14 protein-coding genes and 1 tRNA gene are annotated in these 14,484 nt (G+C 57.0%); 6 read left to right on the top strand and 9 right to left on the bottom strand.

The features are described 5' to 3' along the window. Positions 1-118: 118 nt before the first annotated feature. The 4 genes from ACQ4N7_RS20005 to ACQ4N7_RS19990 all read right to left on the bottom strand — a co-directional run bounded on the left by ACQ4N7_RS20005 (position 119) and on the right by ACQ4N7_RS19990 (position 2,152). The gene (locus tag ACQ4N7_RS20005) at positions 119-343 is read right to left on the bottom strand and encodes a hypothetical protein (RefSeq protein WP_430713252.1); all 225 of its coding nucleotides are present in this window, start codon (positions 341-343) and stop codon (positions 119-121) included. Positions 344-541: 198 nt separating this feature from the next. Then, the gene (locus ACQ4N7_RS20000; protein WP_430713251.1) at positions 542-1,423 is read right to left on the bottom strand and encodes a hypothetical protein; all 882 of its coding nucleotides are present in this window, start codon (positions 1,421-1,423) and stop codon (positions 542-544) included. Positions 1,424-1,619: 196 nt separating this feature from the next. Beyond that, positions 1,620-1,805 carry a hypothetical protein gene (locus ACQ4N7_RS19995; protein ID WP_430713250.1) on the bottom strand — a complete coding sequence of 62 codons (186 nt, stop codon included), beginning with the start codon at positions 1,803-1,805 and terminating at the stop codon, positions 1,620-1,622. A gap of 92 nt (positions 1,806-1,897) precedes the next feature. Beyond that, complete coding sequence (locus ACQ4N7_RS19990; protein ID WP_430713249.1) at positions 1,898-2,152, bottom strand: helix-turn-helix domain-containing protein; 255 nt, start codon at positions 2,150-2,152, stop codon at positions 1,898-1,900. 133 nt (positions 2,153-2,285) lie between these two features. On the opposite strand from ACQ4N7_RS19990, the gene ACQ4N7_RS19985 reads away from it, so the two are divergent. The 6 genes from ACQ4N7_RS19985 (at position 2,286) to ACQ4N7_RS19960 (ending at position 6,713) form a co-directional block, all read left to right on the top strand. After that, positions 2,286-2,660, top strand: coding sequence for a hypothetical protein (locus tag ACQ4N7_RS19985; protein WP_430713248.1), 375 nt, complete (start codon positions 2,286-2,288; stop codon positions 2,658-2,660). A 57-nt stretch (positions 2,661-2,717) separates the two neighbouring features. Beyond that, positions 2,718-3,101: a hypothetical protein gene (locus tag ACQ4N7_RS19980; RefSeq protein ID WP_430713247.1), complete on the top strand. Its 384-nt coding sequence runs from the start codon at positions 2,718-2,720 to the stop codon at positions 3,099-3,101. A gap of 107 nt (positions 3,102-3,208) precedes the next feature. Next, positions 3,209-5,512, top strand: a complete 2,304-nt coding sequence (locus tag ACQ4N7_RS19975) for a VapE domain-containing protein (protein WP_430713246.1) — start codon at positions 3,209-3,211, stop codon at positions 5,510-5,512. Then, complete coding sequence (locus ACQ4N7_RS19970; RefSeq protein WP_430713245.1) at positions 5,499-5,897, top strand: HNH endonuclease; 399 nt, start codon at positions 5,499-5,501, stop codon at positions 5,895-5,897. Before ACQ4N7_RS19975 ends, ACQ4N7_RS19970 begins: the two co-directional genes overlap by 14 nt. 194 nt (positions 5,898-6,091) lie before the next feature. Then, complete coding sequence (locus ACQ4N7_RS19965) at positions 6,092-6,520, top strand: hypothetical protein (protein ID WP_430713244.1); 429 nt, start codon at positions 6,092-6,094, stop codon at positions 6,518-6,520. Then, complete coding sequence (locus ACQ4N7_RS19960; protein WP_430713243.1) at positions 6,513-6,713, top strand: DNA-binding protein; 201 nt, start codon at positions 6,513-6,515, stop codon at positions 6,711-6,713. The genes ACQ4N7_RS19965 and ACQ4N7_RS19960 overlap by 8 nt, the downstream gene beginning before the upstream one ends. A gap of 252 nt (positions 6,714-6,965) precedes the next feature. Here ACQ4N7_RS19960 and ACQ4N7_RS19955 read toward each other — a convergent pair whose 3' ends face one another. The 5 genes from ACQ4N7_RS19955 to ACQ4N7_RS19935 all read right to left on the bottom strand — a co-directional run bounded on the left by ACQ4N7_RS19955 (position 6,966) and on the right by ACQ4N7_RS19935 (position 14,177). After that, positions 6,966-8,072 (bottom strand): site-specific integrase, encoded by a 1,107-nt coding sequence (locus ACQ4N7_RS19955; protein WP_430713242.1) that lies wholly within the window; start codon positions 8,070-8,072, stop codon positions 6,966-6,968. Continuing rightward, positions 8,065-8,247: a hypothetical protein gene (locus ACQ4N7_RS19950; RefSeq protein ID WP_430713241.1), complete on the bottom strand. Its 183-nt coding sequence runs from the start codon at positions 8,245-8,247 to the stop codon at positions 8,065-8,067. Before ACQ4N7_RS19950 ends, ACQ4N7_RS19955 begins: the two co-directional genes overlap by 8 nt. A gap of 160 nt (positions 8,248-8,407) precedes the next feature. Continuing rightward, a tRNA-Glu gene (locus ACQ4N7_RS19945) sits at positions 8,408-8,480 on the bottom strand. 194 nt (positions 8,481-8,674) lie between these two features. Continuing rightward, the gene (locus ACQ4N7_RS19940; protein WP_430713240.1) at positions 8,675-9,637 is read right to left on the bottom strand and encodes a sensor domain-containing diguanylate cyclase; all 963 of its coding nucleotides are present in this window, start codon (positions 9,635-9,637) and stop codon (positions 8,675-8,677) included. Between the two features lie 556 nt (positions 9,638-10,193). Then, a complete protein-coding gene (locus tag ACQ4N7_RS19935) occupies positions 10,194-14,177 on the bottom strand; it encodes a choice-of-anchor I family protein (protein WP_430713239.1) in 3,984 nt (1,327 codons plus the stop codon). Between the last annotated feature and the right edge of the window lie 307 nt (positions 14,178-14,484).

Genomic DNA, 14,484 nt, shown 5'->3' with positions numbered 1-14,484 from the left:
AGCGTTCATGGTTTTGAGTGGTATCTAAGCTTAGAACGCTGGCTCCCCCTTCTCCCTTCCAATCTCCGAAACTACCGCACAGTAGGGCACCCAGCGACCTGGACTCAGCTTTTGTCAGTCAACCAGGTCTGAAATACTGAGCACCGCCGAAACCAGAGAAATTAGAAAAGATATCGAGGCCATATAAACCGCGCAATGTTAGCCCCCACATGCCGTCACCGCTGGCACTGCCACCAATGCCTGTAAATGGGTTGCCGCCTAGAGCCTGAATGACGCCGGATCCCAGCTGAGAAACGGCAACAATGGTGGTTAAAACTACGGCTATCCACCATTCAACGGGCATGGTACGAAAGCCTTCCCAACTCATCCAACAATCAGAGCCGATCGCAGCAAAACCGGCAATGGTTAGACACACTAAAACTAGATTTACTCGCTCAGGAGAAACCCTCGGGGGTGTGGTTGAAATAGCGGTTGAGATGTTGGTTGCGCTAGGGGTTCGCTGGTCAGTATTGATTCTACGGGCTCTGCGTTTTGCCATTTTCTACATTTCCTCATAGCGGTAATAGTCGAGGCGTTTTGCAAACTCATCACGGCGACGGCGGGCGGCTTCATAGGCAGCGCTACGGCCTGGGGTGACGCCCCAGACCGACTTGATAATGTCGTTACCTTTGGGGTTGAGGCCGTCTTGATCGACGTGCTTTCGGTAGACGTCAAACTCTCCTTCTTGCTCTGGCTGCAGTGGGTCACAGGGGGCGGCAGCGTGTTTAGGTGGCCAATCGTGCGAATCGGCTGGAACCCCCGGAATTCCTAGCGAATTCGCATCTACCCCGTTTTGCGAATTCGCATGGCCGCTTTGCGAATTCCCCTCGAATTCGTGCGAATTCCGTGCGAATTCGAGGGGCTCAACGCTAGGAATTCCGTTGGTCGAATTCCCCTGCGCCACCAGGTGCTTTGGGCGGTCGTCCCCATCCTCCTCTACCAGCTCATAGCCGTCTGGCAGCTCTTCCCCGTCCTCTAGCTCGATGTACTCCACTTCATAGGTGGGAGTGGTGGCCAGACGAGGCAGGCTGATATCTAAGTCAGCGTGAGGGCTGTAGTTGGGGTCGGTTTGTTTGCCTCGGTTGAGGTAATACCAGACGCCAGCACCAGCGGCGGCGAGCAACACCAGAACGCCAAAACCACCATCGCTCATGCCACCTGTGGCAGCGTTTGCTTGGTTGTTAAATTGGCCTGCTGGTGGAGCGCTCCACTGACATAAACCACGGCTATAAATGACCTCGCCGGGGTTAGTAGTAGTGAAGCTCTGGCGGTCGGGAATTTGGTTGGAGAAGATGTAGTTTCGCCCTAACCAAAAGTGCTCCCAACTGCGCCCATCTGCATCTGTTGAGAGTGTTATTTGGGCGCTTTCGCAATTGTTGTTCATGGCTAATCCTTGGTAGTCCAAGTGTGCAAGCAATCACGGCAAATCCATACTTCGGTTAATATGTTTCCTCTGAGACGGCGGCTATTGCATTTGGGACAACGAATCTCTGAGACTTTCATAGCGGTTGCAATGACAAAGGTTTAAACAACAAAAAAGCGCCCCCCAGGAGAGCCGGGGGCGCGAAACTCAGCAACGGTTATTGGGTGGCGGCTAGAATGCGAACCGCTTTGATGTGGGCAGTCATCGCACCGATCGCGGGGTTATTGACCCTGACGGCCTGGGCCGTGGCGATCGCGTCGTCTTGGTCGATATGGTGCAGGGGCAGGTCTGCTGCCTGGTTGTCAAGGTGAGCAGACGCCAGGGTGTACGGATCTCGATACATAATAGAAATGCCCTTCGTGGGGTAATCCCAGGGGTTTGCAGTGCCAACCGTGGCCCCTGGGGTTTGCAACTTTAACTAACTGAACTGAACTCCTAACTCTGACCTGCTCGACCTAGATCGTCGGGCAGGTCATTTAGTGTTAGCCCGTAAGGAGCCAAGGCTTCTAGCAAGCGCTTAAACCCTCCAGGGGTAAAAGACGGCCTGCCTTTACCGTCCTCCCAACGGCTCACGGTGGAAGGGGTAACTCCCACCAACACTGCGAACTCAAACTGGCTCATACCAAGCAACATCCGTAATTGCTTCACGGGAGGATCACCTTCCGAATCAAACAACTTGTCATCAATCATTGCACATTCACATGCAATATGCAAGTATAAATGACATGCATATTGCATACCTCAAGAGACTACAGGGGGTTGCATCGCAAAATGCAACCCCTTTTCGTATTCTCTCAGTCATCTATCTCTGGAGATACCGCAAATGCCCATAGAACTTTTCCCGCCATTCCGCCCGCTGTTAGGGGCTCCGGCGTTCGACAGTGGGGGCCGTGAAGTGGTGGGGTGGCTCCACTGCCCACGATGGCGCGCCCTGCTGGGGTGGGTGCAGTTGCTGGTGGATAGAAACATCCACGGCTGCCTGCCTTTTGAGACCAATCCAGAACCGTGGCCCTGCTATTACGACGGCATCGAAGCCGCCGAAATGAGCCACCTGGCCGCGCCGTGGTACTGGTGCGGAGTGCAGGAGCAAGCCGCCCTGGTCGCCCTGGCCCACACCCTGCGAGATGTGCGGCGGGTCTACCCCCAGGCCACCCCCGAGCAGATTCACGATGTGCTGATGGAAATGGGGGCCATTTAGCTCACCCCTTCACCCCTTCACCCCTTCACCCCTTCACCCCTTCACCCCTTCACCCCTATGAAAATCACCCAAGTCGAATACCAAGCCCTCTACAACCTGGGCGACTACAACAACGAGCGCATCAGCCTCAGAGCCAACCTTGAGGAAGGCGAAACGGCAGAGGACGTAGTAGCCCAGCTCCGAGAGAAGGCGATCGCCCTCAACACTGGCTCTGGCGGCACGGCAGACGATCTGTATAGCCGCATCTACCGCTATAAGCGTGACCTAGGAATGCTGGAAGAAAAGATCAAAACCGCTGCTGAGCAGTGGAACCAAACCGCATCATTCCTCAAAGCTCAGGGCCTCAACCCCGATGCCCCAACACTAGAACCGTTTCAGTCGCTTCTGGCCCCAGCAGACGAGGGCGTAGTAGAAGCCGAGCTAGACGACGGTTGTTTCTGAACAGAAAGGGGCGGCTCCCTGAGAGTGGAGCCGCCCCTTTTTTGTTGTGAGACGCAAAGCGGGCCATCACCCCGCCACCGCATTCGTACCCGTATCAGAAATAGACTATGCCAGAATCTACACCAATTTTAACGGAAGCACACAACCAAGAGTGGCAGAACTCAGGGGTTTGTGACGGCATCATAACCCGCAACGTTTGGATCATAGACGACCCCAGCGAGGTCGATAAACTCCTCAACCGCAACACCGACAAACGGTGGAAGCACAGCACCGAGCTGGCACCAGGATGGGCCGTTGCAGGGGTCAGTCCCACCACCGGCGAACGCACATTTGCCGGGGCTCAATACAAGCCAGACAAACCACCCACCGACCCAGAGACCAAAAAGCCCCGTAAGTACTTCAGCCCCAGCCGCCAGGCCCTGGCCCCGCTGTTTCTCGAAATGGAGGAAAGCGACTATTGGAGCAAGCTGATCACCGACACCAGTCAGGCGATCGCCATCTGTGAGGGGGCCAAGAAAGCGGGGGCACTACTCAGCAAGGGCATACCAGCTATCAGCATCCCTGGGGTGGCCACCGGCGGCAAGCTGGGGCGACTACGGCCAGAGCTAGAGCTTTTTTGTGCCTATGGCCGGGTCTTTCACCTGTTCTTTGACCGAGACATCGTAGAGAAACGCCAGGTGAGGCGAGCACTGCACAACCTGGGGCGAATGCTGGCCGCCAAAGGGGCCATGGTCTACGTAGTGGAGTGGGACAACCGCTATAAAGGCATCGACGACGCGATCGCTGCTGGGGTAAAAGTTGCCGAAAGGATCACCGCCGCCCCCACACTGGAGGAGTGGAAGGCGGAAGCCGACGAGGCCGACACCGAAGCACCCGAGGGCGAGCCCTGCGCCCTGGCCCGCCGCTACACCATGGTCTTTGACCGCCTCAAGGGCCGTCTGCGGTGGAATGAGCTAAAAGCCCAGGTGGAACTCGACGGCGACCCCTGCGACTTTGACCAGCTACGCCTACAGCTCGCCCTTTCGTACAATATTCAGCTGCCCGATGTGGACTGCACCACCATTTGTAGCCACATCGCCCGCCAGCAAAGCTTTTCACCCGTGGCTGAATACCTCAACCACTGCGCCAAGCTCTACCCCGCCGACAGCGAGCTGCTGGATAGCCTGGGCGAGACCTACCTGGGCACCACCACCGAGCTGCACCGCGTCTACCTGCGCAAAACACTGATCTCTGCCGTGGCCCGCGCCTTCTGGCCAGGGTGCAAGGTCGATACGGTCTGCATCCTGTCTGGGGGCCAGGGCGTGGGCAAATCGAGTTTTTGGAAGGTGCTCGCAGGGGAAGAGTGGTTCGACGACACCGTAGGCAGCAGCAGCGACAAAGACGAGCGCCTGAAGCTTCACCAGAGCTGGTTTATCGAGTGGGCCGAGCTTGAGGCCGTCTTTAAGCGGAAGGACATCAGCGCGGTGAAGGCATTCATCACCACCCAAACCGACCAGGTGCGGCCCCCCTACGGGCGATCGGTGCAGGAGTTTAAACGCCCCAGCATCATCGTGGGCAGCACCAACGAAACCGAGTTTCTAGCCGACGCCACCGGCAACCGGCGCTACTGGGTGATTCCGGTCGAGATTCCGATGGTGCCCTTGCAGCAGCTGGCCGTCGAGCGCGATCGCATCTGGGCTGCTGTGGTTCACGCCTTCCGCAGCGGCGAACGGTGGGAGCTGCCATCAGAGCTACGCCAGGCGGCAATGGAGGATGCGGCGAACTACATCACCACCGACCCGTGGGAAAAGAAGGTGCTCGACTACGCCGAAGACTTCAAGGAAGTCACCGCCGCCGACGTGTTGACTATAGGGCTACAGCTGCCCTTCGACCGGCAGGGCAAGCGCGAAGAAATGAGGGTGGCCAACCTTTTAAGGGTCAACGGGTGGAGGACGGTCAGGAGGTTGGTCAATGGAAGGCGGCCTAGATATTGGATAAATCCAAAGTTTGATGATGAAGGTTGGTCAGGTTGGATCAATGAGGGTGAAACCTCCGTAAATCAAGGTGACCAACCTAGTGACCAACCTAGTGACCAACCCCCTGACCAACCTCAAGAAAACGACTCTACGAAAACTGAAACTGTCCACTCGACTGGCACACGATCCAACCTGACCAACCCGACCGACCAACTTCCTAAGAGAGGAAATAAGCAAGATGAATCTCTATGCTCCGAGTCAGAACCATCTATAGACCTCCCACCCATCGGCGCGAAGGTCGAGATTAAAGCCGGTCGATTCGATGGGGTGATCGCCTGGGTTGTAGCCCACCTGGATGGAAAGGCCGAAGTGAAGCGCGAAGGCTGGATGATCACCCGCTCCTACAGCCCTACTGAAGTGAAGATTCTGGAGGTGAGCAGCGATGCCAATGGATAGAAGCCGTTACCCCGAAAACTGGGAGGCGATCGCCATAGCGGTGAAAGAGGTTGCTCGCTGGCACTGTCAGCACTGTGGCCGACCCTGCCGCAAACCCGATGAGTCACTGTTTGAGTTTGTCGTGCGAATGGAAGGCGAGGACTGGCCAGAGCTTGACTGGGTGAACCACACCGCCGTCTCCACTATTTGCGACGCCCCTGGGCGATTCGTCCTCACCGTGGCCCACCTTGACCAAGACCCGAGTAATAACGACCCCAGCAACCTGCGGGCGCTGTGCTCCGTCTGCCATTTGCGCCACGATGCCCCCTACCGTGAGGCCAACCGCCAGGCCAAACGCGAGCGAGATGGGCAGTTATCGCTGCTGGGAGGTGCGATCGATGGGTAGATGGCTGAGCTGTATTCTTCAGGGCCATTTGCCCTACCTGCTACTGACGCTTGAATGGGATGTCTACGGGATATTCTTTGACGCCTCTCTTGATTGGGTGTGGTCGCCATACCTGCTAAACCAGGGCCTTTCCCCCTGGAGGCAGTACAAATTCCGTCACGATGCCGAATGGCTCCTTGGGGAGGATTGCGACCATGGGTAGACCATCTGAGTGGAATTGCCCCACAACGGCGATCCGCGTTCCCCTGCACCTGGCCGAGCATCTAAAAGAGATAGCCCGCCAGCTAAACAAAACCGATAACGTACAAAACCCCACAGAGGCCAATCACACGCCAAACGGCCTCCCCATCTGCAAACCCGCCGCCGATGCCGAGACCATCGCCCAGGGCCTGGCTGAAGGGTGGCTCGTACCGAAGGCTCAGGCGTCGCCGTTCATGATCACCAGCGAAAGTTCAAAAGGCACCTTTCAGTTAGTCGTTCGCCCCCAACCAGAGCCAGTGTCTAAGGTCTGGGCTGATCGTCTGGCCGAAGCTGAAGAGATGTTCGGAACGCTGACCACAGATGAACAGTGGCTCATGCTGGGCCGCCTGGTCGAAGAGTGGGGGCAAAAAGTCGATGGCTAAGAAAACCGTCACCCGCGTGTGGCTCCCCACCACCGAGGCCGCCGCCGAGCTGGGCTGCTCTGCCAAGTACCTGCGAGAGAACCGCGATACCATCTTCAAGCGTGGCACCCACTACCGCGTTCTCAACCCCAACGCCTGGCGGCCCACCTACCGCTGGCACGTCAAGAAAATTCAGAAGCTGATGGAGGCTTAAGCGTGTACAGATTAGAGATTTGGGTTGACCAAAACGACGCTGGAATGTGCGATCGCGTCGAAAGAGCCCTTCGCCTAACCCCTCCTGAGCTTGGGGTAGAGCTGGCGGCCATCGCGGTCACCGGAGACGACAAATACAGAAACTTTGTCGCCCGTGTTCAAGCCCCCGAGTTTATGGCAAGCCTTAGAAAAAGCCTTGAGGGTACCCAAGGGATTTGGATCAACGAATACCCGCCGGGCGTTGAAGAAAAGCTCAAAGCTGGGACTCTTTGGACTCCGGCGGTCGAGGCCGATCGCTCCGCTCCACCAGCAGGCGATACACCATCTCAATCTGCTGAGAGCTGATCCACCGCTGGTACGTGCGAGTGTGAACATCCACGCTATGGCCCATCTGTCGAGCGCTTAGCTCCACCGGCCAGCCAAACAGCAGCGTACGAATAGCCCAGGCGTGGCGCAAGTCATAGGGCACAAACGCCAGCCTGGGGCTTAAATACTTCGAAACCGAATGCCCGATCTTCTGGTTGCTCCGGTTCAAATCAACGGGCGGAAAGATGGGGTTAATCAGCCCCCATTCTTCCGCCCATTCTGGGTAGCAGGGCCACACCTCCCTGGCCCCCGTTTTCGTCGTCTCGCGCACCTTCACCCGAGGGAAGCTGCTCAGGTCAACGTGGAACACTTCGTGGTTTCGCAGGCCATAGGTCGCCATCATGCCAAACACCCACCGCCACGCCGGGTTTTGTACAGAATTCCTGGCCTCGACGATCGCCGCGTCGGTGGGCAAGTCTCGCGGGGCCACCTTAGTGGGGCTGTAGTTCCCCCGGTAGGGGCTAGCGTCGAACTCCACCCCGGCAAACTTGGCCAGGGCCGCCGCCGCCACGCAAACCCGAACCCGCGATCGGCTGTTGGGCGCGGTGTCCTCCACCAGATGGCGCAGCACCTCCGGTTCTACCGTGGCCCCTGGGGGCAACTTACGCAGCGGTTTGAAATAATCCCCCTCCCACGTGTCGGCAGTGCCACCGGCAGCGAAGTAAGCGGCCCGAAATGCCTCTATTGCAGCCTCACAGCTCCATGTGGGTACAGATGCCCCCGAAACGCCCCACCGCTCCCAATCAAATTCTCTGGCCGCCAATTGTGCCCCCAGCAGCCGCGCCTCCTTTTCGGCCCGCCGTAGGCCGTCAGGGTTCGCTGGCAGCCCCAGGCTGATGCGCTGCTGGCTGGGTTCCTTGGCCGTGCTGCCTGGCTTCGGTGGCAGGGTGGCGCGAAGTCGCAGTACGCCCCCGTGCTGCTCAACAGTGACCCCTACCTTACTGGCCTTGAGGCGGCCATTCACCTGGCGCAATTTCCCGCTGATGTCAGCCAATACTGAAGCCCCCACCAGGCAGAGGCCAGATCATAGGGGCGTACTGGCAACTATCGTCGCAGGGCAAAACTGTGATGAAGCCGAACAAAATCAGCACCAGTATGGTGAGAGATACCGCCAGCATCAGCAGCGCAGCTGTTAAAGCAGACCAGGCTAGAACGTCTTCAAAATCCATGTCCAAACCTCGTGCCTAAAATGTGGCCTAAAAAAAGAGGGTCAATCAGGGTTAATCAGGGTGCATTAGGGTTAATACACATTTCTAAACGCTACTCTAAAAGCAAGCCCTGTAGGCTTTTGGGCGCTACAGGGCTGATTGCTTCGTGTGTTGTGAGATATACCCCCAGGGGAATTCGAATCCCCGTCGCCTCCGTGAAAGGGAGGTGTCCTAGGCCTCTAGACGATGGGGGCCTGGCTTTTCAACACTCCTCAGTATAGATAAAGGGGAACCCCTTGTCAAACCGAGTTGCGATTTTTTTGGCCGTCAGTTTTGGGCAAGAGCTTCAGGCAAGATACCTGGGCAGATGGGCCTTAACTGCTACAGCCTTCAGCTATTCTAAACCGATTGGGACACTCTGCAACAGTCACATCCATGAGATCTCCCACTAAGGAGAGACGGCTTGGCGAAGGCGTTTGAAGCCGTACATAGCGAGATCGGCGTTGGCCCAGGCCCATCGCAGCCCCTGACTTGGATGGCGTCCGGCAATGCCCACCGAAGCCTGTAGCTCGCTAGCGGCTAGAACCTGCTCTAAACGGGTTTTCAGATGCTCACCTTCGTCTAAGGAGCATTCAACACAGAGCATGGCAAACTCATCGCCGCCAATGCGAGCGACGATATCTTGCTTGCGGGTGATCTGCCGCAGCACAGCGGCAGTCTGCTGCAGTAGGTGATCTCCGGCGGCGTGGCCCTGGCTGTCGTTAATGGTTTTCAACCCATCTATATCGATAACGACAATACAGGCCGGATAGCCGTAGATGGTGCAGCGTTCTTCTTCGCTATCGAGCAGCTGATCCCAACCGCGGCGGTTGTAAAGCCCGGTTAGCACGTCTGTGAGGGCCTCAGTTTGCAGTCGTTCGGCTAGGCGAGCCTGCTCGGCAGCTTTGGTATCGGCGTGAAGGATACGGCTAAGCAGCTGGGCCAGCAGTTCAACCAGGGGTAGTTCTTGCTGAATAGCGGGAGGCTGCGGGGCTGGATCGATAGCGCACAGCGTGCCAAACAGACTGCCATCTTCGTTGACAAGGGGAACCCCTACGTAGGCTCCAATTTTGACCTGTTGACCAATGGGCGCTTGGAGGTAGGCCGCTACGTCGTCAGAACAGGGAGCAATGCGCGGCCCTTCGCCTTGGATCATGCGTGAACAAAATGAATCAGTCCAGCTAAAGACGTCTCCTGCTTTTACCCCGTAGCCCTGATCGTTGGCCTGCAGGACAATCCAATCGTTGCCCTCGGTGCGGGTAACCATCCACAAATCAAACCCGAGTCGGTCGTGAAGGTAGGTCAGAACGGCTAGTGCAGCGGTATTAAAGTCAAGCAGCTGGCTGGCATCAATAGTGGGAAAGGATTTCATTAAAGGTGACTTTTGAAGGGGGCCTAAAGCCTCTACAACAATATTGCCCTTTGGCCATCAAAAAGTCATCAGCAATCTAGTTAGTAAAATACCGTCTAATCAGGCCGGTTAGGTTCATGCCAGCTCTAAATGGACGTAAAGATTTTGATTCAGCCCGAGTTCTCAGATCCTTGTATAGATGGCTTCTACGGGTTATCTGTAGGGTACTTACTGGATAGGCGGCGGTTCTGGGCGGCCTATGGGGCCGAGCCTCAGCGCTGAGATAAAGCAACTTATACCTAGAGGTAAACTAGTCTACGTCTAAACTTAATTAAGATGACTAAAATTGCTTGCTTTTCATAACGTTATCTTGAGCTTTTTTGAGATTTTGTTGTTTAGTTGTTTTGGCTACAGCTAGTGTTTGCCCGTTGGGGTTCAAACCTGCGATCGCAGCAGGTTTAATCCCTCAAGCGAGATGGGGGAATGGGTCCGCGATCGCAATATCGACACGACAAAAAGCGACATAAGCGGCGGGAATGGTTCAAGAATGAACCATTCCCGCCGACTGCATTAATGTCTAGGCTAGCGACCCAACTGCGACAACCAAGTCGTTGAAGTCGTTATCGCCGCCGCCAAACTGGTCTTCAAACCCAATTGCTCCATCCGCAACCCGCACGTGCTCAACGCCATCGGGGTTGGCGGCCCCAAAGGCAAAGTACACCCGACTGGCATTGAAGCCGTCTGGAGTGCCATTGACAATCAGGAAAGGCGCGTAAAGGTTGCCCCCAGCCACGTCTGCCTCAAAGACAGACTCGCTCAGGTTAGCCGTAGTCAACGCTACAGACTCCGCGCGAGCATCCAGAGCCGCCTTGGTGTAACCGGCCTGGCCAGGCGTAACGTCAGCCGTTCCGTTGCCGTCGATGTCGATGCCGCCGTTAGTGTCGCTCACCCGGTAGAAACCCACGAAGTTGTCGAAGGCGGCCTCTCGATTCACCGTAAAGGTGGTGGACACGTCGCCGGTAATGTCGCGCAGGTCGAGCAATACGCCAGGCACTTCGGGCTCAGGTTCCCCTGGGGCATCGGTTTCAAATATCGTGATGGTGCCGCTGACTTCGTTTGCCACCACCAGCAGCGGGTTGCCGTTGGGGCTGTCTGCTGAGGCAATAAAGGCTAAACCTTCAGGGGCAATGTCGCGATCGTCCCGAATGTACTGCTCAAAGGTGGGGGCAGAGGGGTTGCTGATGTCATAGATCAAGACGCCCCCACCAGCCCGCTCAAGGCCAACAAAAGCGTAGGTCTTATCGCCCACCTGAGCAACGGTCAGTGCCTCGGGTTCGGCCCCCTTGTCGTCGGAGCGCTGGTCGAACTCCGCCGGGTCGCCCTCGTTGGCGTTGAAGAGCTCTGGGGTGAGTTGCGCGGTGATGTTGGCCATGTCGTCGCCGCTATCGAATACGAGGTTGCCGGTTTGATCCCAGATGCTGAAAGAGCGACCGCCAAAGCTGTAGAGCTCGTCGAAGTCGCCGTCGCCATCGGTATCGCCCAGCGCCGTCGTAATGTTGAGGCGGCCTAGATTTTCGTCTAGCTGCAAGACATTTGCATTGGGGAAGGCGGTGGGGTCAAGCACCACATCGGCAATCCGGGCTTCTTCGTTGAAGAAAATACCTTCCTCAGCAATGACATTGCCTGCTTCATCTTCCAGGTCACCGTCGGGGCGAATGCGAGCATCGCCCTCGTTGGCGGTGACGTAGTAGGTCATGCCATTGACGGTGTAGCTGGCGATCGCATCGGGCTGGTAAACGCCAAACACGGGCCAGTTTTGCAAATTAATGCCGCCATCCTCGTTGCTGACATCGAGCTTAGGCCCACGGCTGTAGTCCTTAAAGCCCAGGGGCAGGATATCGGTCACGGTGGCGCTGGCGATATCTACCAGGGCAAAGGCGTTGCTCTCCTGCAGCGTGGCCCAGGCGGTGGTGCCATCGGGCGAAACCGCAATGTACTCTGGCTCAACGTCTTGGGCGACCGTAGCGTTCAGGCCAAACAGCTTCACGCCAGCCGCCTTTAGCTCGTCGGCGCGATCGTTAAACTGCGTGAACCCGGCGGTTGCGATCGTGGCATTGGCTACGCCATTGCTGAGGTCGATAATGCTAATCGAACCTTCAGGATCGATAGTGTAGTCAGCATTGGGCTCACCTTCGTTGGCCACCAGAACTTTGGTGCCGTCGGGGGTGAAGGTCAGCATATCGGGCAGGGCTCCTATGGTGACGCTGTTCAGCACTGTGCCATCGGCGTCGAGGAAGACGACGCTACCGTTGTCGGTGGCTGGGTCAGCGGCGATGGCGACGGCCAAAATACCATTGCTGACCGCAACGCTGTTGATGCTGCCGCCGAACGCGCTCAAGTCGATCGGCGGCAGCGCGATCGGTACGGTGGGGTCGCTGAGGTCGACGACCTGCAGCGTGGGCTCGCCAGAAACTACAAAGAGCCTTTGAGAGTCGGCATCGTAGGCACTGATCTCGGCTCCGTCTTCGAGTTCTAGTCGGCCAATTTGGGTGAAGGGGCCGTCGAAACCACCGGAGAAATCGGGCGGCGGGGTAGGTTCACCCGTGCTGTCGTCAATGACGGAATCGCTGCGGAAGGCCAGGTTTTGAACCCGGGTATCTAGACTGCGATCGGTCTCAGCGGCGGCAAAGGGGGTTTCTGTCCCGAAGTTGTCGAACAGATACTCGGCCAGGGCATCCTGCTCCGAAAAATCGGCAGCGAAGGTGGCATCGCCCGTGGCAGGCGCAGTTTCATCGACCAGATCGACGCGGTTAGCCCCTGCCTCGGTGGGGAAAGGATAGCCGTCGCCACCGTCAGCCAAAAAGCTCAGCGTCACCATGCGGAAGGTGCGGCTGGGGTCACCGACAATCTCGCCGTTTTGGACCACGACATCGATATCGGTGCCGTCTTCAGCCTCGATCGCCAGGGACTGAACGCGATCGCCCGGTGCAGCCGTGGCATCAAAGCTAAAGGAGAACCCACCAATTTGAGGAAAGGCTCCAGGCGTGGCGCTGTCGTCTGCGACGACTCCCGAGATGCCGTGTTCAACCAGCGCTAGAAGCTCTGCGGCGGTCACGGTAATCAGCGATAGCTCGTTGTTAAACTGCAGCGTGTTCTCAATATCAGTCTGAGAAATGCCGCCCGCTGGCTTCACCCCAGGAATTTCTTCGTTGGGCAAGAGTTCAGCATCCCCGGTGCCGCCCGCTGGCACGACCACTTGACCAATTGGGTTGCGAATGCCGCCGCCATTCTTGAGCGAAATGACGGTGGTGGGGTCAACCTCGCGCGCAACGGCCAGATTGGCGTCGGCGGTTAAGTTGCCCAGGTTGGTTTCTTCGCTACGAACCGCGCCGCGCCGCCCCTCCAAAAAGACGTCGCTGACGCCAAAGACATTGCTCTCCGTGGCAATAATGACCTCGCGTAATGCATTGGTAATCGCCACAATCTGGGGATCGGCCAATCCCTGGCCACTGACATCAGCAACGCCCTGTTCATCGGTGGCGTAGGCCCCGCTGATGGTTGGGTCGTAGCTCTCCGGCAGCAGCACCCCGTTTTCGTCAAAGTCGATCACCAGGCGACCGACGTACTTGTAGTTACCGTCGGTGTTGACCACCGCGACGGGGTTGCCATCAGCCCCAGTTTGAACGATAGGATAGACTCCCTGGTCAGTATCACCCGCGCGGAGGCGATCGGTTTCGTCAAGCAGCCGGGTATTTGACCCACCGGCAACAATAATATCTACGTTCGACAGCCGCTGGGCCAGCTCTTGTTCAATGGCAATCTGCTGCATGTGAGCCAGCAGCACAACTTTGTCGATGTCGGGGTTGGTGGCTAGCAGGGCATCGACGTCGGCCTGAATTTCAGCCGCTAGCGCATCGAGCTGCTCCGGCGTGGGGGTGCTATCGAAGGGCTGGGGCAGCACCGTGACATCGCCCGGGCTGGAAATACGGACATTAACGTTGCTGATGGTCGGGGTCGTGGCCCCGACTACCCCAATTCTTTCACCGTTGACCTCAATTACCGTTGAGGCAGCAATGCCCTTGGGCTGCGGTGCCTGGGCATCGGGCACGACCAGACCAGCCAGGTTGGCGTCGGTACTAAAGTCGAGGTTGCTGCTCAGGTAGGGAAATGCTGTGCCCGCAAACGACTCGTCGATTTCAGTGGTCAGATCGTCTTCGCTAGCTCCAATCAAGTCGGCGACCAGGGCCGTGCCCTGGTCGAATTCATGGTTGCCGAAGGCGATCGCCTGAAAGCCCAGCGCATTTTGAATTAAAATATCGCCTCGCCCAGCCCCACCAAACGCCTCGCCGCTGGCACTGAAGAATACACCGGGAATATAGGCGTCTCCAGAGGACAAAACCAGGGTATTGGCAAAGCCAGCGACACCGTCACCATCAATATCTTGGTTCTTTAGGGCGTTTAATACAGCCGAAAATCGAGGAGCATCATCCAGGGCAGAAATATTACCCTCTTGATCAGCCGCGTGAAAGAGTTGGAGCGTGAAGTCAGCCATAGATAACACTTGGGGGTTACATCCTGTAGCGATTGCTACGGGGCTATCTTCGGCCATTACGCACGGCAAAGCTTCATGGGAGGACTAAGCGGGCGGTAAGCTTTGGTTAAAACTTATTTAAGCGGGGTCAGGGCGGCACCAGACCCGTTAATTCACAGCGTTTTCTTTCTGTAAGACAACCTTGCCAAGAGATAAAAAGTTGGTGACTCTACCGTTAGACATCGGGGTGGGTCTGGGGCTAAAGCTAAAATGACATCACTCAGCCAGCACCACCTTGGGGCTGTGGCTTAGCTAGTACTGAACACCCTAGAGATAA

The sequence above is a fragment of the Nodosilinea sp. AN01ver1 genome (genome assembly GCF_050565655.1).
GTDB lineage: Bacteria > Cyanobacteriota > Cyanobacteriia > Phormidesmidales > Phormidesmidaceae > Nodosilinea.
The sequence above is the reverse complement of the archived record's forward strand: the minus strand, read 5'-3'. Positions and strand labels throughout refer to the sequence as shown.